Annotated in this window: 13 protein-coding genes and 4 pseudogenes; 5 read left to right on the top strand and 12 right to left on the bottom strand. The window is 49.6% G+C overall.

The features are described from left to right. The 9 genes and pseudogenes from JNC77_RS15450 to JNC77_RS15410 form a co-directional block, all read right to left on the bottom strand. The coding region (locus JNC77_RS15450) for a recombinase family protein (RefSeq protein ID WP_374834087.1) at positions 1–221 on the bottom strand (221 nt) is incomplete at its 3' end. A gap of 12 nt (positions 222–233) precedes the next feature. After that, positions 234–614 carry a helix-turn-helix domain-containing protein gene (locus JNC77_RS15445; RefSeq protein WP_374834085.1) on the bottom strand — a complete coding sequence of 127 codons (381 nt, stop codon included), beginning with the start codon at positions 612–614 and terminating at the stop codon, positions 234–236. Continuing rightward, positions 604–792, bottom strand: a pseudogene (locus tag JNC77_RS15440) (type II toxin-antitoxin system HigB family toxin); the annotation flags it as partial. The pseudogene JNC77_RS15440 and the gene JNC77_RS15445, both read right to left, overlap by 11 nt. Before the next feature lie 142 nt (positions 793–934). Further along, positions 935–2,473, bottom strand: a complete 1,539-nt coding sequence (locus JNC77_RS15435) for an IS3 family transposase (RefSeq protein WP_374834083.1) — start codon at positions 2,471–2,473, stop codon at positions 935–937. Between the two features lie 54 nt (positions 2,474–2,527). Next, entirely contained in the window at positions 2,528–2,884 is a 357-nt protein-coding gene (locus JNC77_RS15430) for a hypothetical protein (RefSeq protein WP_374834081.1), read from the bottom strand. Positions 2,885–2,902: 18 nt separating this feature from the next. Next, positions 2,903–3,787, bottom strand: a complete 885-nt coding sequence (locus JNC77_RS15425; RefSeq protein ID WP_374834079.1) for a hypothetical protein — start codon at positions 3,785–3,787, stop codon at positions 2,903–2,905. After that, positions 3,784–4,605, bottom strand: coding sequence for a hypothetical protein (locus tag JNC77_RS15420; RefSeq protein WP_374834077.1), 822 nt, complete (start codon positions 4,603–4,605; stop codon positions 3,784–3,786). Before JNC77_RS15420 ends, JNC77_RS15425 begins: the two co-directional genes overlap by 4 nt. A gap of 28 nt (positions 4,606–4,633) precedes the next feature. Then, the gene (locus JNC77_RS15415; RefSeq protein ID WP_374834075.1) at positions 4,634–5,287 is read right to left on the bottom strand and encodes a hypothetical protein; all 654 of its coding nucleotides are present in this window, start codon (positions 5,285–5,287) and stop codon (positions 4,634–4,636) included. Beyond that, entirely contained in the window at positions 5,287–6,570 is a 1,284-nt protein-coding gene (locus JNC77_RS15410) for a hypothetical protein (protein ID WP_374834073.1), read from the bottom strand. The genes JNC77_RS15415 and JNC77_RS15410 overlap by 1 nt, the downstream gene beginning before the upstream one ends. A gap of 261 nt (positions 6,571–6,831) precedes the next feature. Here JNC77_RS15410 and JNC77_RS15405 point away from each other — a divergent pair. After that, positions 6,832–7,173, top strand: a pseudogene (locus JNC77_RS15405) (DDE-type integrase/transposase/recombinase); the annotation flags it as partial. Positions 7,174–7,430: 257 nt separating this feature from the next. On the opposite strand, the gene JNC77_RS15400 reads toward JNC77_RS15405, so the two are convergent. Then, complete coding sequence (locus tag JNC77_RS15400) at positions 7,431–9,050, bottom strand: GMC family oxidoreductase (protein WP_116088964.1); 1,620 nt, start codon at positions 9,048–9,050, stop codon at positions 7,431–7,433. A gap of 31 nt (positions 9,051–9,081) precedes the next feature. Beyond that, a complete protein-coding gene (locus tag JNC77_RS15395) occupies positions 9,082–9,339 on the bottom strand; it encodes a sugar dehydrogenase complex small subunit (protein ID WP_374834070.1) in 258 nt (85 codons plus the stop codon). Between the two features lie 365 nt (positions 9,340–9,704). On the opposite strand from JNC77_RS15395, the pseudogene JNC77_RS15390 reads away from it, so the two are divergent. After that, positions 9,705–10,363: pseudogene (locus JNC77_RS15390) on the top strand (IS6 family transposase). A gap of 237 nt (positions 10,364–10,600) precedes the next feature. Here the strand turns inward: JNC77_RS15390 and JNC77_RS15385 are convergent. Then, complete coding sequence (locus JNC77_RS15385) at positions 10,601–13,726, bottom strand: autotransporter domain-containing protein (protein ID WP_374834091.1); 3,126 nt, start codon at positions 13,724–13,726, stop codon at positions 10,601–10,603. A gap of 107 nt (positions 13,727–13,833) precedes the next feature. Here JNC77_RS15385 and JNC77_RS15380 point away from each other — a divergent pair. From JNC77_RS15380 to JNC77_RS15370, 3 genes and pseudogenes are all read left to right on the top strand, one after another. Next, a pseudogene (locus JNC77_RS15380) lies at positions 13,834–15,052 on the top strand (IS3 family transposase). A 493-nt stretch (positions 15,053–15,545) separates the two neighbouring features. Then, positions 15,546–18,803, top strand: a complete 3,258-nt coding sequence (locus JNC77_RS15375) for a S41 family peptidase (RefSeq protein WP_374834068.1) — start codon at positions 15,546–15,548, stop codon at positions 18,801–18,803. A gap of 133 nt (positions 18,804–18,936) precedes the next feature. Continuing rightward, on the top strand, positions 18,937–22,374 hold the full coding sequence (locus tag JNC77_RS15370) for an autotransporter family protein (protein ID WP_374834066.1): 3,438 nt from the start codon (positions 18,937–18,939) through the stop codon (positions 22,372–22,374). Positions 22,375–22,487 lie beyond the last annotated feature (113 nt).

Raw genomic sequence — 22,487 nt, 5'->3', positions numbered from 1 at the left:
AGCACAACGTCGAACTGGCCTGCCTGCGCATCCTGAATGAGCGCCTGAATGCCGGGACGCAGGATCATACTTGCGCCAGAGATGCCTGCATCCTTGTAGGTTCCGACGATCTTCCAGTTTTCCCGCTTCGCCTGTTCACGGCAGATGCGCATCTGGTCTTCAATTGATGCCGCGCGCTGATTGTCGGAGGAATAACGGGCATAAAGTGCAACGCGGGTCATCGGCTGTCTCTCCTAAGCTACCTTATCCATCCGGCTTGGCCGGATTAGCACCTCGGCCGAGATGCCGAGGCGGATATGCAATTGCCGGATCATGTCGATAGATAGGCTGCGCTTGCGGTTGAGAACGTCCGCAACCCGATTGCGCGGGCCGATCATCGGCTCCAGATCCTTGCGGGTCAGCCCCTGTTGCTCCATGCGGAAGCGGATCGCCTCTACCGGATCAGGCGGGTCCATAGGATAGTTCTTCGCCACATAGACGTCGATCAGTGTTGCCAGCACATCCAAGCGGTCGCCTTCTGGTGTGCCGCTCTTGGCGCCCCACAGCCGTTCGACATCGGCTAGCGCTTCATCGTAATCCGATTCCGTGCGGATCGGTTTCAGATCAGTTGCCATGTTCGATCTCCTTCGCGTCGATTCTGTCATAAGCCTTGTGCGTGCCGAGCCACTTGATCCAGACGATACCCTTCTCGAAGTCCGCCGACACGATGAGGCGGTAGTCATTGCCCTTGATGTTGAAGACGATCCGCTCGGCGCTGACGATGCTCGCCGTCGCATAAAGTCGCTTCACATCGGCGGTGCTCGCCCATTCCGTCTTGCTGACTTCGTCAAACCAGGCATCGAGTGCAGCCTTTACGGCCGGCTGCTCTTTCTGCCCTGTTGATTGCCGCTGAGAACTGACCCAGTGGGGGTGCGGATAAAAACTTGGACTGGTTTTACGTCACAATGCCAAGACAGTTTCGATATTCGATTGGGCTGCGTGCGCCAAGTGATATCTTAATCCGCTTCTCGTTATACCACCGAATGTAGCCATCAACTTCATTGATAAACTGCTCGAGTGTGGTGTTCTTCCAATCGCTGAGATAAAAGAACTCTGTTTTCAGCCTTCCGAAGAAGCCTTCGCATGCAGCGTTATCTGGAGAACACGCCTTGCGGGACATTGAGCGCACCAGCTTCGCATCACTGATCCTCGATAGCCAACCCGGCCAGCGATAGTGTGCACCCCGATCAGAATGCACTATTGGCCGCTCATCTGTACCTGTGAGAGTTTCTATTGCGGTATCGAGCATCGTGTTGACCAATTCCGCATCTGGTCTCGTTCCGATAGACCAGCTTATAACCAACCCATCGAAACAGTCGATGATGGGCGAGAGATATACCTTGCCAGCCGGGATATGGAATTCAGTGATATCGGTCAGCCATTTCTCGTTTGGGCCTGCGGCCTGGAAATCGCGATTAATAAGGTTCTCGGGTGCCGGACTGATTTCTCCGAGATAAGAGCGATATCGCCGCCGCTTTGGCGTGGCAACGATCAGGTTCTCCTGTTTCATCAAGCGCTGCACAACTTTCTCTGAGATTATAACGGATTGTTTGGCCAATGAAGCCTGTAGCCTGCGGTAGCCATAGCATCGACGGTTAAGTTCAAAGATTTCAGTGATGTTCTGACGTATAGTGAGGTACTTGTCGCTCATCCTCATGCGGGTTCGATGGTAAAAATATGAGCTGCGCGCCAGTCCCAACTGAGCAAGCAGATCCGGGAGTTGATAAAGATCTTTTAGGGCGCCGACCAACAGCGTTTTCTCCCGATTACTCAGAAGTTGTAGATCGACGCCCAGGTCTTTTTTTAGAATTTCATTCGCCTTCTTCAAAAGGTCGTGCTCAAGCTGCAGTTTCTGAATATCGTGCTGCAGTGTTTCGAGCTGAAACTCTAATTCTTTTCGCTCAGGCACTGGCGGTAAGTTGTTCTTGCGTTTCATGAATGCGGGAGCCTCCGGACCAAGTAACTGATTTTTCCAGTTATACAGTGTCGGTCTGCATACGCCGAGTTTTTCGGCCAAGGCCTGCGCGCTTTCTTGCCGAGTATAAAGCCCGACAACGCCCGCCTTCTTCAATGCATCAGGATATCGTGGACGTCCAGTTCTTCCAGTGACAGCTTCGCTAGTTTCGGGAAACGCCTCACGAACCCATGCTGTCAACGTTGCACGGCCGGGATAGCCCAAGGCGCGCATGGTTGCAGAAACACAACGACCATGCGTACTGTAGTGCTCAACAGCCACTTCCTTCTGCGCCTGTGTGAACTTAGGGGCTCGGGGCGCAAATCCTAAACGCAGATCAAGATGGTGCTCATATTCCAGGTACCAGCCCTTCAAAGCATTCTTGCTTGGATAGCCCAACTGGCGAATAGTCGCTTTCGGGCGCTTGCCCAGCTTGATGTAAAGCGCAACTGCTCGCATCCGGTCTTCGTAGGAATACATGAACTACCTCCCTGATAGTCCAAGTTTTCGTCCGCACCCCCACCGGGTCAGTTCTCAGCGGCAATCAACAGTGTCCGTGACAGCCTGCCGGGAGTAGGGTGTGCCAAGGCCTGTTCGGCGGCCGTTCGTGTCTCGAACGGTGCCGGCATCAGTCGGGTGGGCCGATGTGATTGAAGCGATGGAACGTGGTTTGAGCACGATGCCGATCGAGCCGAAGGTCTTGCAGTGGCCAGGCCAAATCACAGAACAGCTCACGTCGCCGACGCCGGTCTCGCAAACCTTGATGGCATCGCGCAGATCATCTGGAAACAGCCGACCTTTCAGCCCTTCGTCGCCTTTCCCTGGCCGGGAGCAATGCACGATGAGCGCGTTGCGTGATCTTAATAGGTCGATGAGTTCCTCATAGGGCATAGCAAATCCTGAATATCGTTAGATGGCGAATGGCTGTCGCGAGCCGGGCCACTCGTCGCTTTCCATCTGGAGGGCGAGATCAGCCCCAGCCAGCCGCCGAAGGCTTGAGGCGGCGATGAACTGTACGCCGAGGGCGAGTTTCACGACCTGAAGCCGCTTTAATCCGGCAGGCTTGTATCGGCTTTCGACATAGGGCGGCAGTGCGCCGACAATGGCCTGAACCCGCGCATCATCGCGGTGCGGGCGTGCTTCCGCCATGCGAATAGCTATCGATGATAGATTGTGGCCATTCTTGCCTTTCCGGAAGGAATCCGGGTCGGTGCCGTCGTGGACGAGGGATGCCTTCATCGAGAGTTCGGCGACCATACAAATCGGCTGAATGACTGAGTCATGACTGAAGGAGGTCGGTAGCGTGTTGGCAACGTCCTCGATGTTGGATCGCGCCATGCGCCATAATGTCGTTGCCGCCGGTATCGCGTGTTCGATTTCACTCAGGCCATTGGTGAAATCGTGGAGATCGGCGAACGAGAAAGCGACGTCCCCTGCAATTGCTCTATCCTGTCGGCACCAGATCCACCATTCTTCGGCGCTGGTGAAGCCCGCGACCTGCCAAGGTTGGAGAGAGACCTGGCCGAACACGACCGGAAAGGTCAGTTTGCGTATCTGATCGACGGAGGCGGCGAAACCTATCCCGGCGCCTGGCCAGTTGGTGTCGACCTCGGGCATCATGGCGGTATAGGCGTCCATGATCCGTTTGACTTCGGGGTTCCCGCCAATGCCGATGACCAAGCTGGAGCCGAGGATTTCTGTCGCGGCCCGAAATGGCCGTTGATGGATATGGATACCTTCCTCTGCATATTTCAGATCGAGGCGGCGCAGATCATCCAATGTCCATGAACTCATGCTCGATCTGCCTTTGCTTCCGAATCCCGGTTCCGCTCTTGCTCGATGGGAATGGGTATAAGGTCGAGTGGCCCAAAACCACGCAGGCGCAACTGCCAGAATTTTTGACTAGAAAGGTCAATGTCGAGCTCTGACGTGAAGGGGATGAGATAGGTACTGGCGTCGAAACCGTTGAAATTTATGCCTTCAGCCTTCAGCGCCTTGAAGACCTTACAAGTAGCCGAGACAAAAATCGGCATAAGATCGAGATATGCTTGATCGTCGGGGTATCTGTGCTGCGAACGGAAAGCGCGGATTTCTGGCAGTCCGAGTTGAGAATCGATCACCGTAAACCGGCTGGTTGCTTTTGCACCTTTCACGGAGACGTCCAGATATGGCGATGCACGCGAAGGGTCGAGGCGTGCGTCCAGATCGTCCAATCTTATATGGTGGGACATTAAGATCGGAGCGCCGTGGGCTGTCGGGTGGTTGGCGAGCAAAAAGGACGCGCCGAGCCATGGTTCTATTCCACCTCGCTCAAGGTGCAGGCGTCGCTTCAGACTTATGAAGAGTGGGTGATTGCGGTGATGGGTTGCGTTTCGTATGGCTATCATCAGGGCGGTATCCCCATGATCAAAATAGGGGAATAGATTCTTTGAGACATCGTAAAGCGTATGGAACGCCTCAAGCTTCATCTCGAAGCCACGATCGACATTATCAATCGCTTCTTCGGCGTCGATCTTGAACAGCTCGCCAAAACGCATTTGCGCTTCAACGTAAATTCTCATGCTGTTTGCGAGCTTGCTGACTGCATTCTCGATGATTTTGCTGCTATCCAAAGGCTTGTCCTCGCCGATACTCGGCTTGTCAGCCGTTTGGTTCCGTCCCGGATGATTTCGAAAATAGGGCGTGCCGCAATTCGATCTGCGAACCGGCTGGGCGGGTATGCCGCGTTCGGAATCGTTCGATAGTTTCGATGGATGTAAGTGGCGTGGGGCCGTCAATGAGTATGAGGGGCGAGTGGTTGGCGATGGCGGCGGCAAGCCGCTCCTTCGCAAAGCTCACATCTCCGTCGAGCACATAACCAAGCATACAGCCCACAGGTAGCTGCTCAGCATATTGTTCCGTAAGAAAACGCATCATTCCCTGGGTCACGTAGACCGTAGCTAGGGAACTGCGACTTCCGGCGTTTATCACGTTGAGCCGCTTGCACTCATAGGCCAGATAGCGCTCCCGTTCCCAATCGAAGAGAACGGCGATGTCGATGATGCCCTTGCTGTATTTCGAACCATCCGCCGCAAGCCTGAATGGTTCGAACTGATACTCGACCCAGTGGCATAGCCGACGTACCACCGCATCTTTCGCTAGACGGTCGACGAGGTTGATGGTGATGTCATCTTCCCCAGGCTGTGCGGGAAGAATGGCCATACAAGCTGGCCAAGCTGTGGCGATCCTCTCCAAAAAACGATCATCGAATGAAATAAAGTTGTCAGCCCATCCCTGCACATCGCCGATCAGCATCAACCAGCACCCCACTGGTTCGGCGCGGCGATTGCCTGCTGGAGATCCAGTGCTATTCCATCGGCATCGGCAAGTGCCGTGGAGCGTAGCCAGAAGCGCATCTGCATCGGTTTGATCAGGTACAGACAATCACCGACGAAAACCCGGAGGTCTGGGATTAACTGGCAGTTGCCATCAAGTGGCCGCTGGATATGCGCTGCCAGTTGCTCAAGAACTGCGCTCAGTTCTCCGTCTGTATCTTCGGCATAGTCTTCCTGGCCTCCCAAGCGCAGCCGAAGGATCGCCAGATCTGCCCCGCGCGCCATAAGGCGAGCATCGATTTTCTTGCCGTTGAACCAGTCAGCAAGGCTGGTTGAAAGGGTGCGCGCATATTGTGCCCGTTGCGGTTCGTCCGGCGCTCCCCACAGCTTCGGGAAATGGCCTTCATGGGGTTGAAGCGCGGGTAGTATCGCCTCGACGGTATCGTCAATCAGCGCAATTTCGTCAGGTGACAGACAAAAATATTGGTATGCCAGCCGATCAATCGCACGAAGAATCTCGTTCTCGTCGATCTGCATAGAAAAGGGTTCACGGGAGCGCTCGTATGCGCAATCCATAATCTCAATTAGCTCATGAGCAGCCTGAGTGGCAGCATCTGGATCAGGGACATCGGCGGGTGACGGAAAAGGCAATCGCAGTAAGTCAGCTTGTTTGACCTCGGGGCGATCAGAACCGTAGGACGCGGTACCATGAAAAGCGTACCAGATCGCAATACGACTATTGAGTATCGCGGTTAGAACTTTTGCACGGAGACCTTCTCCTGCGGGCACAACGATTGCCTGCAATATATCCTGAAAGGTGAGCGATTCATCGCTATAAGCAGCTCGGAGGCGGTTTTGCGACGTCTCGACCCCGCGCGGGATAAGGATACGCGTGCCCTCGAAACCAGCCTCGAACCCCCGGCGACGAACAGTCGATGACGGGGCTGGTCGCAAGCCTTCGGTAGCCAGAGCCAAGCGGGAGTAAGCTGCGATCGGCAAGTCCGGCAATTGGCCGACGTAATTGCTCACAAGCGGAGGTGTGTCGCTTTCGCTGTCCTCATTGTAGGGCTGATAGCCTTGCCCAATCACCCATCGGTCGCCCGGCTCTTCTCGGCGACGGCTAAAGCTGCCGAAATCTCTAACGAAATCTCCCAGCTTAGGAAACCGCGCGAGGTAGCCGAAGAGCTTGGCCTCTGGCTCTCGCATCCATAGTCGCTGCTTGAAAATGAGGGGGTTGTCGAGGACTGTGCCGACACTAAGCATGACCTTGTCGGTGCTGCTCAGGGTGATGATGCGCTTGATCCGTAGATTGAGGTCGGCCTTCGGCGCCCAGTAGTCGAAGCGATATGGGAAACCGTCAGCCTTGGCGTTGCCGTAGATGATCAGGGCGGTGGGGCGATGGGCTTTCTCGAAGAGCTGAAATCGAAGGTCCGCGAAGTTGATGACGCGGTGAACCTGAGATCTCCGGAAGAACGTATTACGTGCATCGACTGCGTTCTGCCGACGGCGTTCGCGTCACCCCCGAGTTGGCGGGTTTATGAAACTTATGTGTAAGTCCCAGGACAATGGACTTACCTTTACCGAGTCGTCGTCAAATTCGGCAACACGATCGATTTCTACCTGTCTGCGACGCGCAACGCCAAAGCAGCCAAGCGCTTCTTGGGGAAGGCTTTGAATAGCTTGAAAGACTGGGGAAAGCCACGTGTCATCAACACTAATAAAGCACCAACCTACGGGATTGCCATCACGCAGTTGAAGGCCGAAGGCAAATGCCCTGATGAACTGGTGCATCCGCAGGTCAAATATCATGAGAATGATCTAATCGCCCACACCATTTCGGCAATGCACCTGGCTGCGCCATTCAGAAAGATGGTACATCCGAAGTCTGTAGCGGGCGGCAACTGCATTCACTACTGCTCCAAGCTTTAAGCTTTTCCAAAACAACCACGTCTTTATATATTTTGTCCAGCGCCACTAAGCATTCCCACGGATATCTGAGTCAGAGCCCTTGAGAAACTCCATTGTAGTGGCCATCGCTAAACTCCTGCCAAATCAACACAAATGTAAATCGCAGATAGAAAACACAGAAGGAAGGTCATGGTCTGATAACTCTTACCTTAAAGTCAAAATTTTACCGTCGCAGCTATTGCCGGCACTGCTTTCAATGACAGGGCAGCAATTGTGAGTGTAGGATTGGCCGTCGCTGATGTTGGAAATGTCCCTGAACCCAATAGAAATAAATTCCGATGATTGAAGCTACGAAGATCAGCATCAACGACTGCACTGGCAGCATCCGTCCCCATACGAACCGTACCGATTACGTGACCCGATCCTTGTATGTCCTTAGCATGATTGATGTTTGTTGCACCTAAAGCTGTGAATATTTCCGTATGAGCCTTTTCAGCTTCAGCTAATCCGGCTCGCGTATATTCATCATAATTATACTCTATCCGTGGCAGTGGCATGCCATTGGCATCACGCTTTTCCGGATCGAGTGTAACTCGATTACTGGCTTCGGGCGATTGCTCTACCAGAGAAGCCAAGCGGATATGTCGCGAAGTAACCTGTCTGATTGCAGCGTCAAGCTCGGCACCGCGTAATCCTTGCTTTGCCAATTCTACCGCCGTTGACAACGGCGCACCCGTTGGCCAGTTATGACCATCATTGCCAATCTCTATTCTAAAAGCCGCACGGTCTTTGCGAAATTCACCGTCACGCAGATTTTCAATTCCTGATGTGGAAAGCGGTCCACGATAAGGCCAGACGGGATCCTTAGCCTCTGCCCAACTTAATTTGCTTGGATGATCCATCAAATTGCGACCAACTTGATCGGAGCTATTGGCAACACCATTTGCGGCCCCCTCCTGAGCAGAGTTTAACAATAAGCGTGGCGTCTCAATAGCATGAGCAGCTACAACAACCACCTTGCCTTTTGCCGTTCCAGTGCTGCCATCAGCACGCCGAAAATCGACAGAGGCAATTTGCCCGTCTGGCGCGAGGTTCAATCTTGTTGCTGTCGTTTGATCATAGATAACCGCGCCCGCACCTTCTGCCTGATCCAGATGGATAGTCGCATCATATTTCGCCTGCACCGGACAGACAGGGATGCACGAGCCATTGCCGCAACATTCAGGCCGATCGCCTATTGCTACAGAGGTGCGACCTTGAGGTGTGGATCGAACTTGATATTTCGATCCTTCCAGTGCTTTTGTGAATTGTTTATCGAGATATGTCTGCGGTATCAGCGGCATCGGGAAATCACCCGATCTTGGTGAGCCAAGGTCCTCTGTGCTATCACCTGCTACGCCGACTTCCTGTTCAGCCGCCAGATAAAAAGGCTCAAGCGCATGATAGTCGAATGGCCAGTCAACCGCTTGTCCGTAAAGTGAATTCATCTTGAAATCAGCAGGCACATTGCGAAGTGTCGTTCCCAACCAATGCCAGGTGGTTCCGCCCACAACCTTGATATAAGTCGATTTGAAATTCTCAGGCCCCATTTGTTGATAATAATCACCAATCCTGTGAGCTAACGGATGCGGGGCTGTCGGATCATTCGGGTAAGCCGACTCCGGAACCTTAATTTTCGCATTCCAGAATTTTTCGACGGCATCAAAACGATCAATACGCTTTCCACTTTCCAAAAAGGCCACTTTCATACCCTTTTGCGCCAATTTTGCACCAGCAATTGCACCAGCAATACCGCTTCCGATAATCAAAACATCAACAGAAATATTTTCCGACATGTAACAATCCCTAGTGCCTCGATTAACGGAATTAAGCTTCTGACGGTTCAGACCAATAGCCAATTGTGCCACCGCAGTATCCCATTGGTTTGGTGTAATCCATCGCCTGCCAGATCAGCGCATCCGTATATTCTACCACCACCAGATCATCCGGGTTTGGAGATTCACCTGTATACCAAGTGGCAACCAATGAATCAGATAGATCTTGATTGTCATCACCTGCTGCCAGTTGGACGAGATCATCTTCTTTGCCAAGTCTGATATAGACTTCCATAATTGTGGTCGCCATGTCCTTAGAAAGTCCGGTCTGTCCCAGTTGTTTTTCTGAGAGTCTCATGAATGAGTTGACATCATAAATTGATGTAGCCGCCCAAACTGGCAGGGGAAATAATGCAAGAAGAGGTGCTGCTGAGGACGAGCATAAAAAAGTCCGCCTCGTGAGAGCTGAAGGAGACTTGACTTTGTGGCTGGGCATATTTCTGATCCTCGACGCAAAATGAATATTCAACCTACTTTTATTTGATTTATGTCCCTGAGAATTCAGCAAAGCCATCCCTGAAAACTGGTACCTGTACAATAAATTGTAATAGCCCCGAATTATTCGGTTATTTCTCACCCTTAATTGAGGGTGAGGAGTAATGTTAGGCATATGACATCATTGCCAGGTTGTTTGAGGTAGGGGGGCGTTTTCCGCGTGAATTTATTGCTTGCGCTGTCTAAACCTATCACCGATTTGCATTGAGCACGGCCGATGTGGAAGATCTTCTTGCTGAGCGTGGCGAGTTTGTCAGCCGAGAAACCGTTTGCGTCTGGATTAATCGCTTCGGTCGCCATTTAGCCGACTGTATCCGCAGGAGTCTGCCAAAGCCAAAAGACAAGTGGCACCTTGATGAGGCTTTCATTACTATCGGAGGAAAGAAGTTTTGGCTTTGGTGGGCAATTGATGCAGATGGCGATGTTCTTAATATTATAGTTCAAACGCGTCGAAATACTAAGACTGCCAAACGGTTTTTCTCCAGACTGGTGAAGCAATTCGTCAATCACGTGTGATCGTGACGGACAAGCTGCGTAGTTACATTGAGCCGATACAAAACCTTTCAGCAGATGCGGATCACCGGGTTCATAAAGGCTTGAATAATGCTATAGAAGTCTCTCATAGGCCAACGCGAAAACAGGAAACGATATTGGGTCGGTTCAAGTCAGCGCGACAGGCGCAAAGGTTCCTTGTCGCTCACGATCAGATCAACCTGATTTTCCGTCCGCGTCGCCATAAACTCACAGCTCAATACGGTTTGCATCGCACTGGACAGTGACTTGCCGCGCCGCCAAATTGCCTCAGATTTCAGTATTGGGCATACAAAGCTTATAAAAAAAATCGCTTCTGTTATCGATGAAGTGAAGACACTCTCACGTCCACGGATATGACTATGGTTGGGCGCAAGATATCGCGGTCACCCATGCTCATTAACATCTCCTTCTGTCCCACAATGGGGAGAGAAGGAGACGTCGCACGAGTAAGCTGCATAGCGACATGTTTTAACGTAAATTCATCAGAACTGGATTTTCAAGCTGGCATTCAGACCATTTTGCGTGATGCCGGAACCGAATTGCCCCTGATAAGTAACTCCAAGAACTGCATTTTTTTCAAGTTGGAAATCCAGTCCGGTCGAGATAAGTGCGGTGTTACGACCAATAGCCATGCCATTGATAGTAAAAGCATCAGATCCGGTGAAATTTGCTTTTGATGTTGGTGTCACATCGCCAAAAGCGTGTCGCCATGCAATGTCGGCACGTACTTTAACCGGGATAACCTCTTGATTAAGGTCGGCCGAGATCCGAAATCCGAGCGATGCCAACGCCGTATCCATTGTGGATTTATAAATGTTCAAGGCTGCGCCATTACGGCCGTCTTCGCTGAATTTATCTGCTCTCAAATGCACATACGCAAGATTGGCATAGGGTTCGATAGCGAATTGTTCCGTGGTTTGATGCTTGTAGCCGAGTTCTCCAAATATTTGGAACGTTCCCGCTTTATAATCTGCTGCTAGCTTATCTTCAAAGCCGGCGAAGGCGATACCACGGTTCATGTTAATATTATGCCATGTATAAGCAGCCCCCGAGCGGAATGCGAAAGTGCCTTGATTATGGGCCATTTCAGTACCAGCATAAGAGCCGATGGTATAATCGTCACTTTTGCCGGAAGACATGCGTTCATGAATGCGGAACTTACTGTAGCTGTAACCAGCCAGTAAGCCAAACCGCCAATTATCCCAAACCTGTGCATCAATACCGGTCAGAAAACCGCCAATACTGTTTCTTGTTTTTGCCGTATTGTCGTTGCCGGATTGTGTTGTCCATTCACCAAGGCCATGCATCCAGAAATTCGGCTGATCCAGATAACCGATTGTTGTTTCACCAATGCCTGAAGACTTGGAAAAGCTTCGGGACAATTGATTATATACAGCTGTACGGGTGTACGCGCTGTTATTGATCAATGAGGATTGTATCGAGGCATATGCCTCACCCGAGAGTTGATCATAGGCTTGCCGGGCTTCTGCTTCGGTCAGGAACAGTAAATGGTCATACAAGATATCGCCTGCGATCTGGCTGTCCAAGGCTGTTGCGGTGGCATTTTGATTGTTTGTGACGGCGATATCCGCAAAAGCCACATCTGAGCGGCTGGTTTCTAAAAAAACATTATTGCTATCATAATCTAAGGCAAAATCGATGAACGGCGTTTGCGTAACCAAGCTGCCGCCCCAATTATCATAGGTACCGATAACACCGTCACTGGCTGTAAGTAACGTGTAGCGTCCAGCAGCAGTGCCACGCCCGGCGCCTTGGCGCACAAGCTCCAATGAACTATTACTGCCAAATATAGCTGCACCATTGATGCTGATGTGATCAGTGCCATTAGCGGCTGCCAGACCTGCAATATAGGTTGAGCCGCTTTGTTGGATAAAACTTCCATTAACCGTTAAAGTGCCGATTGCATTGTCTGCAAAAATCGCACTGCCTGGAGAGATTTTGCCACCTTTTGCCAGCATTACATTGCCAACAGAGCCGCTACCGGACAATTGGCCTGTCTGCGAGACATGGCTTTCCGATGTAATACTTCCCTGTACTTCCAGACCACCGCCAACAATATTGGTTGGTCCCTGATAGGTGTTTTGACCGCTAAGAACGAGAATACCAACGCCACGCTTGGTGAGATCACCTATGCCGGAAATGGAGTTTGACCAGATTGAAGAATAACCTTGTGTATCTACATCAAAAACACCAGCGTACCGAAAGGCCATTGGTCCGTCGATTGCTGCTCCAAGATTGAGCAAACCCTGTCCGAATTTGTCCTGATCTTCAAAACCGGTTTTTGTGGTGGTGGTTAAAATGGTTTCAATGGTCTGGCGGGCATTCATATAGGGAAATGCTGAACGCACAACCGCCGCGGCGCCAGCAACATGTGGCGCTGCCATAGATGTGCCGTGTATGTATCGATAGCCATTATTCTCATCGCCTTGCGGCCAAGTGGAGTAAATCCCTCCCGAAATATTCTCACGGGTCATCGCTCCACCGGGAGCCGCTATACACCACTCCGCCGTTTCACCGCATTCATTGCTGTAAGGAGCGAGCTTGCCGTCACGGCCAACCGAAACGACCACAATCAATGACCCTTTGAGATCAGAGAAATCCATATCATCAAAAGCAGGATCACTCGGGTCTAAAAACTGATAGGTATCAGGATTTTGTTTATCGACAGTTTCCACCTCATCATCAAGGAACTTGATCTTGCCACTGTTGATAAAATCGCGAGTGATGAGCGGAAACATGCCATTACCGATGGGTATACTCGTATAAGCACCTGGTTGCTCTAGTCGAGAATTACCTGCTGCAAAGACCATGACAACATCTTCGTCTGCTGCATGTTTCAGTATTTCATAGGTTGAATCTAATCTTTCGGGGCTGTCCTCGATAAGTTGATAATCCAATATTTTATAATTTGGATTTGTGGATCCGTTTTCTAATTTTTTCTTGGGAAACGTATCTGGCCCATAACTACCATTGATAACTTTTGCACCGTGTTCTACAGCATACAATATGGCCTCATCCGTCGGCGAAAGAAACTCATTACGACCATCGACAGCAACTGCGAGTATAGGCATCAGAATAGAATCGTAGGCAACGCCTTGCATGCCAAAGCCATTACGACCCGCACCAATGATTCCTGCAACATGATCGCCATGTCCATTTAATTCTCCATTATCTATTCCTGGGAAAACGTCACGGACTGGCTGTTCGTTACCAAAATTGTAGAAAAAGGGTGAAATACGGCCTTCATATTCAGGATGATTAACGTCTAAGCCAGTATCAATCACTGCTACGACCACACCTTTACCGGTATATCCTTTAAGATAGGCGGGCAGGGCGTTGATCATATCCAGCCCCCAATTGGAGTGATATTCCGCATCAGCGGCTGGCGGAATGGCTTCGGCGTTTTGTGCATAGGCAAAGGTTGATACAAAAGCTGGCGCTGCAAGTGCCGTGGTTAACGTCAGGTATTTTAAACCAACCTTTATAAGAGACATAATTTCCGCTTCCTCTAAGAAAAAGATATTCCGCGATATTTTTTGCAAATTGCAAAATGAATATTTATTTGAACAATTTAAATCATCACGCACGGTCAATAGATATACCTGAAAACTGGTATATTGGTTTTTGTAAGAGCCCCCGAATTATCCGGACATTTTCTCACCCTTAATTAAGGGTTAGGAGTAATGTTAGGCATATGACGAGTCATAATTCGCATATTGAAATTTTGGGCGGTCCAGAACGTCGCCGTCGCTGGACGAGCGCTGAGAAGCTTTCGATGGTTCAGGAAACCTATGAAACTGGTGCAACAGTCAGTCTGGTTGCCCGTCGGCATGGTATTGCGCCCAATCAGCTTTTTGGCTGGCGTAAATTAGTGACACAGGGAGCTTTAACAGCTACATCGGCAGATGAAGAGGTGGTTCCATCATCGCAATATCGCGCACTTGAGCAGCAGGTTCGGGAATTACAGCGTCTTCTGGGCAAGAAGACCATGGAAGTCGAAATTCTCAAAGATGCTCTTGATGCCACATCTGATTTAAAAAAACAGACATTGCGGTCTTTGTCATGGCCCAAGGGCGGCATTCGATGAGTATTGTTTGCGAGACACTGCAGGTTGCTCGATCCAACATCACTGCGCGTGTTGCTGATCGACCTAAAAAACGTAGAGAACGACCACCCCTGCCAGATGCTGAATTAGTGTCCGAAATACAAGATATTATTACTGAGCTTCCAACTTATGGCTATCGCCGCGTCCATGCGGTTTTGCGGCGCAAGGCGATATTGGAAAACCGGTCATGGCCGAATGTCAAACGTGTTTACAGGGTTATGAAAGAGCACAGCCTCTTGCTTCAGCGCTATACCGGTGATCATCAAAGCCGGAAACATGATGGAAAGGTCAGTGTTGGGCAATCCAATCTTCGATGGTGCTCAGATGGCTTTGAGATCTCCTGTGATAACAAGGAAAAAGTCCGCGTGGCATTCGCTCTCGATTGCTGTGACCGCGAAACGCTCGGTCATGTCGCAACGACACAAGGTATCAAGAGCCAAGATGTTCAGGATTTAGCCATCCTTGCCGTTGAGTATCGTTTTGGCTCAGTCAATATTTTGCCGCACAAAATTGAATGGCTAACCGACAATGGCTCCTGTTTCATTGCCAAAGACACAAAATCGCTACTTCGGCAATCGGTATGGAGGCCAGAACAACGCCTGTCAGAAGCCCGGAATCAAATGGTATGGCTGAGGCATTTGTCAAAACCTTCAAGCGCGACTATGTCAGCATTAATCCCACCCCGGAAGCAAAAACCGTTATCAAATCATTGCATTTATGGTTCGAGCATTACAATGAGCTTCACCCACATAAAGCTTTAGGATATCGTTCACCCCGTGAGTTTATCGCGGAGCAAATTAACCAGTAAAAATGGCCGATCTTTCGGGGGCAACTACAGTTTTATAATCATTATTTGTAATTGTTTCTTATGTATTTACCCTCTTAGTAATTGTTATAAAACTACCAGTTTTCAGGGATATTTTTGCAGGAAATATAGTGTTATAAATAATACTAGAAGTTCTCACATTCGTTTCGACGTGTTGTAGTCGATAGTTAAGCGGAAAATGTAGTATATGAGAGGAAAAAGCCTCGGGATTGATCGCGGTGATGGATCTTTCTATGCCTGACGGTTTAACCATTCGGAAAATTCTGCGCCTTCTTCCAATCTTGCCAACGTCAGAACAGTTAGTTTTACAAAAACAGGCAGTAATTGTGCAGCAATTTGTGAGAAATCAGAGTTAGTGAATGCTTCATTGTCGATACTTGGTATGGGTGTTTCGACGAATGGGGCAGTTTGGTTCTAGTATTACTAAATATGGCGTGAATGAAAATTTCAGCGTGAAATTCTGACGGAGACGGTCATGATAATGCAAAACTTCGTAATTTTTACTGCATTACTAACCCTGACCGTGATTGCCCCCAGTCAAACAAAAGCCGATTTTGACGGTGAGCCAGCGCGCTGGATTCAAAAACCGGCGCTATCACCAGATGGCAAACTGATCGCCTTCACCCATCGCGGTCAGGTTTTTCTGACGGATAATGATGGCGGGTTGTCAGTCGCAGTTTCACCGGCCAATGCTTATAGTCATAGTGTTGTCTGGGCTCCGGATTCTCAGCGGCTGGCTTTTGCTTCAGATGTGAACGGCAATGATGATGTTTATCTGGCTGATTTTTCTGGTAAATTGCAGCGCATGACCTATTCATCGGCGAGAGAAGTACCGACGAGCTTTTCTCCGGATGGTAAAAGCGTACTTTATACGGCTCTTCGGCTAGGAGATGCACAACGCAGTGTGCAGGGGGCTGCAACTTGGAAGCCCCAGCTTTACGTCGTAAATATTGCCAGCGGTCGCGAGTCACTGGTGCTGCCGAATTTTGCGCTTGAAGCCAGCTGGAATCCGAATGCTACCAAGCTGGTTTATAGTTATGATCCGTCAGCTGACCCCATAGAGCGCCAGCACAGAGTTGCGGCAAATGCCCGTCAATTATGGGTTTATGAGCGGGCTAGCGACAAATATGAGCGCCTTTTTGCTGTTGATGGCATTGATCGGCTTGATCCGTATTGGAGTGCAGATGGTCAATCGCTTTATTATCTATCTGAAGCTTCCGGCTGGCTAAATGTCTGGAAGCTAAATCTGGAAAATAAGCGCGAAGAGCAGCTTACCCATTTTGAAGGCTCTCCGGTGCGCGACCTAACCGTTGCTGATGACAATACAATTGCCTTTTCTTTCAATGGGCAGGTCCATACGCTCGCAGCGGATGCGGATAAAGCAGAGCTGGTTGATATCAATACGCTGGAACAGGGGATGAATCATCTCGTGAATTATCAAGCGTTGAGCAGTCAGAATTTTCAAAGCTCTCCTGACGGGCAGTATTTTGCACTGATAATCAATGCAGATGTTTTTCTTATTGATTTGAAAGGTAATTACCGGCAACTGACTAAAACAGCAGGCGAGGAACGCGATATTGTTTTCTCACCTGATGGTCGCATGCTAGCCTATGCGGCAATGCGCGATCATAAATGGGGCATTTATGGCATTGATCTTTCTGAAGATCAGGCAAATGGCAAGCTTGGCCTGACCTACGATGAAGTCCCGCTTGTTGTGTCTGCCAATAGTGATGCTCTCGATCCTAAATTCTCGCCTGATGGGAGTAAATTGGCTTTTTGGTCGGATCGTCGCGAGATCAAAGTCTTAGATCTGACCAGCAGAGAGATTGCCACGCTGTATCAGCCGTCAGATTATAACTCGGATTACTTTGACAGAAATGGTGAGTTCAGCTGGTCTCCGACCTCAAAAGATTTACTTGTTCCATGGCGTAGTATTGACGGATCAGGATTGAATCGTGTTGCAATCGTTCCCGCTGATGGCAGTGCCCCGATGCGTCCGCTGGCACTGGCTGTCCCTAATTTTTATGATGGCTTGTGGAGTGCGGATGGCACACAAATTATTGGCTTAACGACGCTTTATACTGCACGCAGCGCTGATAATCGCCATCAGAATTCGCGCTTCGATCTTTATCGCGCCTTTTTGTCTGGGCAGTCACGGCAGGATTTTCTGGCAAATGCCAAGGACGAAACCGATCCGAATGATGGGGAGCAACTGCTCAACCACTATACACCGGATCGTCAGCGCAGCTTTTTGCTTGAAGAGCGCTTGACCAGCAATTTGCCAAAAATGGAATTGCTGGCCACTGCACCGGATGGTAAAAATTTGCTGGGTTTTTCCGCAATAGATGAGGGGCTGTCGGTGAATTTGATCAGCCTTGAGAATGGTGATTTACAGGAAGTGACAACAATTCCGGTGGCTAATCCGGAAGAGATACAATTCATCCACTACAATCCTGCTATACAAACAATTGATATTAAAACACCCACCCACATCATCCGAAGCTCTATAGAAGATCCGGCGCAGAGGGTAGAAATACCGCTTAATATCTTATTCACCCGAGATGAAAATGCCGCATTGAGCGCGGCATTTGAACAGGCTTGGGCTGATATTAATGACCGCTATTATGATGCGGCGCATGAAAATCGTGACTGGCAGCAGATCGGTGCCAAATACAGAGCCTATCTGCCCTCTATTGCCGGACCACGTGATCTTGAACGGTTACTGGCCGCCATGTTTGGCGAATTGTCGGCTTCGCATCTCTTTACGGATATGACAGCACCTGATCCAGCCCTTGTTGGGATGGGAACACAGAATGATGCTTTGGGGATTTATCTGGATAATGATTACACTGGTGCAGGGCGCAAAATCGCCGCCATCCTGCCCGGCGGACCGTTAGATCGACAAAAACTAAATATTGGTACAGGTGATATCATCACCTCGATTAACGGACAGCCAGTTCCGGAGGCTGGTGGCATTGACCGTTTGCTCGATATTAATGCGGGTCGGCGAGTCGTTGTTGGTGTTGCGGATAACAGCGATAATGGCGAGCGTCTTATTGAGGTTACCCCCATCCATTGGAGTGATGAGTTAATTTTGGCGAGCAAAAATCTAAGTGCTACTCGCCGTGCTATGGTCAGTAAGCTTTCCCGCCAGTGTATTGTGTATCAGTCTCTGGATGCGATGGATAATGACAATTACCTGTCTTTGCTCGGTACATTAATATCGCAGCGCGGTCTGGCAAAAGCAGCTCTGATCGATGTGCGGTCCAATAATGGTGGTAATCTGACACGTGAATTGATCACTCTGTTAAGCGGCAGTCCGGCCTTTAGCTATGGAGTGGATGGCCGTCCTCGTGAAAACGGTCCTGACAATGTCTGGCTCTGGCCAAGTGCAGTATTGGTTGACAGTTTCAGCTATTCTGATGGTTCAATTTTTCCGCAAGCCTATCAGGATCGTAAAATTGGCAAAGTCATTGGCGATGTGCTCCTCAATACTGGTACCGCAGTAACTACCGTCAACAGCAAAATCGTACCCGGACTGCAATATAGATTTCCGGTTTTGCCTTATCGTCATGCTGACGGGCGCAAATATGAAAATGGTATCATTACACCGGATATCGTCGTGGAATTTGATCCGAACCGTTTCAGTATGACATCTGATCCGCAATTAGAAGCGGCAGTGGCATCATTGATGCAAGACATCGGTGCTGACAGTGATTGCCGTGATAATTAGCTATCACTTGAAAACACTTTTTATAGTAAAACTACCAGTTTTCAGGGATGGATTTACAATAAAAATGACGACATACATAAAAATAAGTGATGCACCGGCTCAATTTTAGATTGCCGTATTTGAGGGGAAAACAATGACATCCAGACTGATCGCCAAACTGACAATGTCAACTTGTCTTTCGGCCGGTGTACTCTATGGGGCAATGATTAATCCTGCCGCTGCGATTAACACGCATGTGGTCAATGATCCGCAAGGCACCCCCTTTATTCAGTTGCGGTTTTTCGATGTGGGGGATGGTGTCTTTGGTTTTGGCGATGAGTCCGAATGGGACTTAAGCGATTTATATAAAAATCAGATAATCGACGCGACAGGTTATTGGGCGGAAGTGATTAAACTTGTGCCCGGCAACAATCCTGCGATCATTAATGTCGGCGCATTAATTGGCGGGACGGGGGCGGCAGCTGGCAGCCATGCCGCAACTATGCTGGATGGTTCTCCGACAACAGTGCAAGCGGCATTGACCAATCAGTATTATACGAACCTGACGAATGGGGCGCATGGTGCAATCGTTGTTTATAATAAAGTCGGGACAGAGGACTGGTCACAAGCTCCATATACGCCCTCCCATATTGCACTTACCGCTGAAACATCGCTAGGCACCGTACTTATTCACGAAATAGGCCATGCACTTGGCGTTTTGTCGAATGCTTTCAGTTGGGAAGATCAAAATAATCGACTTGCAGCATTTTCTGCTGACGATTTTGGTCCTGGCTTTGATGTCTGGAGCACGCATTTACGGGATGATAATGATAACTTTGCAAGTGCTGGTCAGTTTATAAATTGTAAGGGTTGTTATGTTCCAGATGGTGAGGATGCTTTTGATGTCCGAAAAGATCAGGCCTATTTCACCGGCACCCATGTGAGCGAAGTGCTGAACGGAGCGATGAAGGGTCTGCCTATGCGGGTTGCGACGGATTACGGACCTTATGACGCTCCTTTTTTCAGTCATATTGAACTTAAAAATAGTTTGATGAGCCATCAGCTTTATCGCAATTATAGCACACTGATGGAAGCCGAGCTGGCTGCTTTGCAAGATATTGGTTACACAATCGACCGGCGTAATTTTTACGGGCATTCCGTTTATGGTGACGGGCTGACTATCATTAATAACAATCCGTATTTTGGACGAAATGCGGATGGCACTGCCTATACCGATAATACATATAACACTGCTGCTTTGGGTTTGGGGCTGCATGTCTATGGCAGTCATAATACCATCACCCAGAATGCAGATCTACTGTCTGTGGGGGCTGGCGGCGGCGGTATCCGTATTGATGGAGCTGCCAATAATCTGATTGTTGCCCCTGATGTGCAGGTGCATGCCAATGGTGCGAATGGCCGTGGCATCATGTTCGCTTATGGTAAAGATCACACATTAACCCATCGCGGAGATGTGCAAGCGATGGGTCACGACGGTATCGCGGTCAGCTTTGACTTTGGCCATAATTCACGTGGTGACGGAACGGGCTATCGTGGCTCTTATATTCTGGAACTTGATGACAGAGTGGAGGATCAGCGCGCTACTATTTTTGAGGAGCTGAATGGAGCCTTAGTTTCCACCTTCGACCTGACCGGCCGTGTTGCAGGTAAAAAGGCTGCAATCTTCATGTCTGAAAATGCCTTGGTGGGACAGATCAATGTCATGCAGGGTGCCAGCATTACTGGTGATATTATTTCCGAGTATGCAAAAGCAGATGACAATGGCAATTTGCGTTTGACTGAGCTGAGTTTCGGCTTAAAACCGGATGGAAATGGGAATTCAACGGGTGCAGCGGATGCAGATTTCAGGTTGGCCTATGATGGCAATATCACGGGCAAGAATATTTCGCTGCATCTTGATGGCGGTACAACACTGTTGACCGGTGACCATCAAGTCTTTGATGTCGATGTGGCACAAGCAGCAATGCTTTCCGGTCAAGGGATCTACCAGTTTGATGCAACTCAGCAATTTCGCAACAGCGGGATTTTAAACCCTTCCGTTGCTGGTGCGGCCATCACCATTAACGGCAATTACATCCAATCAAACAGCGGTACCTTGCAGCTCGCATTCAATGATCAGCGTGACATCGCTAGCCTTGTTGTAAAGGGTGGTGCCGATCTCAATGGCACAATCAGTTTTGCGCCTGATCGCGGTTATTATCGCGATGGTTTTTCGCTCACATCTGACCAATGGTTGCAGCCTGACACAAAAAAAGGTTACTTCGCTGGAGTAACCACCTCATTGAACTCGCCAACACTCACCGCGACTGCTACACATGATGGCGATCTGGCTTATACGGTGGCGTTGAGCCGTGATGCTGATGCTTATTCGCAATATGCGGGCACTAGTGAAGACCGTGAAGTTGGCGCTGCATTGGATAGTCTCGCCATTAATGCTGCAGCAGAGCTTAAACCATTAATCACAGCACTGGATTTTTCTGCGCCTGACGGCTCAACCATTCGCTCAAGCCTGCCGCAACTAAGTGGTGAGGCCTATGCATCCGCAAGTGGCGTTTTGCTCAATGCCAGTGGCATCACCCGGTCATCGATCAATAATCGCCTGTCTCAGGCATTTGGCGGTACACCGGTTAATCCGGTGTCTGTGATGGCCTATGGCCCGAAAGCCAAAGCCAGTCAGGCAGGCAATGCCATTGATCATGTTGCGCCCGTCAATACGGCCGATCTTCAGCGCTATGCCGCATGGGGGGCAGCATTCGGCAGTTGGGCTACGCAATCAGCAACTGATAATGCCGCGCGCACCAAGTCGACCATTGGTGGGTTCATCACCGGTATTGACGGTGATGTTTATGATAGTTGGCGCTTAGGTCTTATGGCCGGATACAGCCGTTCAACCTTTAAAACGCCAAGCCTTTCTTCATCCGGCTCCAGCGATAATTATACGTTTGGTGCTTATGCAGGAACCGAATGGGCGACAGCACAAGGCGCGCTCGGCTTCCGCTCAGGGCTTTCCTACTCCTGGCACAATATCGAGATGAGCCGCTCGGTTGCTTTCAATGGCTATTCCGACAAGCTATCCGCTGATTATCATGGCGGTACGTTTCAGGTGTTTGGCGAGTTGGGCTATACGCATGATCTCAGCCCGCGTTCGATCATCGAGCCTTATGCCAATCTTGCCTATGTCCATGTCAAAACGGATAGTTTTACTGAAAAAGGCCATAATGGTACAGCGCTCAGCGTACAATCCGGCGCGATGGACACAACTCTCTCAACTCTTGGTATGCGTCTCTCGACCGGTTTTGAACTTGGCAATATACAGACAACCGCACGTGCTGATCTTGGCTGGCGGCATGCTTTTGGCGATGTGATCCCGTCATCAACCGCGAGCTTTGCTGCTGGTTCCAACGCCTTCACAACATCGGGCAGTCCGATTGGAAAAGATACAGCACTGATTGAAGCCGGACTTGATTTCGCCATTACGAAAAATTCCAAACTTGGTGTCTCTTATCAAGGACAGTTTGGTTCAGGTATCACTCAAAACGGCGTCAATGCCAATTTTAGCGTGAAGTTTTAAACTGAGTAAGAATAAACTGGATTTGGAGACCTGTATTTAGATAAATTTAGCCGTTAAGTTTCATGCGGCTAAATTTAACTGTATTAGATTGTGTAACCATTACGGCCTTCTTG

This window comes from Paenochrobactrum pullorum (assembly GCF_041929845.1).
Classification (GTDB): Bacteria; Pseudomonadota; Alphaproteobacteria; order Rhizobiales; family Rhizobiaceae; genus Paenochrobactrum; species Paenochrobactrum pullorum.
This window is presented reverse-complemented; position numbering and strand designations above follow the sequence as displayed.

Excerpts from the sequence above, each read along its gene's own strand:
- JNC77_RS15400 (WP_116088964.1), bottom strand. The coding sequence starts at position 9,050 with ATGTCGGAAAATATTTCTGTTGATGTTTTGATTATCGGAAGCGGTATT.
- JNC77_RS15375 (WP_374834068.1), top strand. The coding sequence starts at position 15,546 with ATGATAATGCAAAACTTCGTAATTTTTACTGCATTACTAACCCTGACC.
- JNC77_RS15395 (WP_374834070.1), bottom strand. The coding sequence starts at position 9,339 with ATGGCGACCACAATTATGGAAGTCTATATCAGACTTGGCAAAGAAGAT.
- JNC77_RS15445 (WP_374834085.1), bottom strand. The coding sequence starts at position 614 with ATGGCAACTGATCTGAAACCGATCCGCACGGAATCGGATTACGATGAA.
- JNC77_RS15370 (WP_374834066.1), top strand. The coding sequence starts at position 18,937 with ATGACATCCAGACTGATCGCCAAACTGACAATGTCAACTTGTCTTTCG.
- JNC77_RS15430 (WP_374834081.1), bottom strand. The coding sequence starts at position 2,884 with ATGCCCTATGAGGAACTCATCGACCTATTAAGATCACGCAACGCGCTC.
- JNC77_RS15425 (WP_374834079.1), bottom strand. The coding sequence starts at position 3,787 with ATGAGTTCATGGACATTGGATGATCTGCGCCGCCTCGATCTGAAATAT.
- JNC77_RS15435 (WP_374834083.1), bottom strand. The coding sequence starts at position 2,473 with ATGTATTCCTACGAAGACCGGATGCGAGCAGTTGCGCTTTACATCAAG.
- JNC77_RS15410 (WP_374834073.1), bottom strand. The coding sequence starts at position 6,570 with ATGCTTAGTGTCGGCACAGTCCTCGACAACCCCCTCATTTTCAAGCAG.
- JNC77_RS15415 (WP_374834075.1), bottom strand. The coding sequence starts at position 5,287 with ATGCTGATCGGCGATGTGCAGGGATGGGCTGACAACTTTATTTCATTC.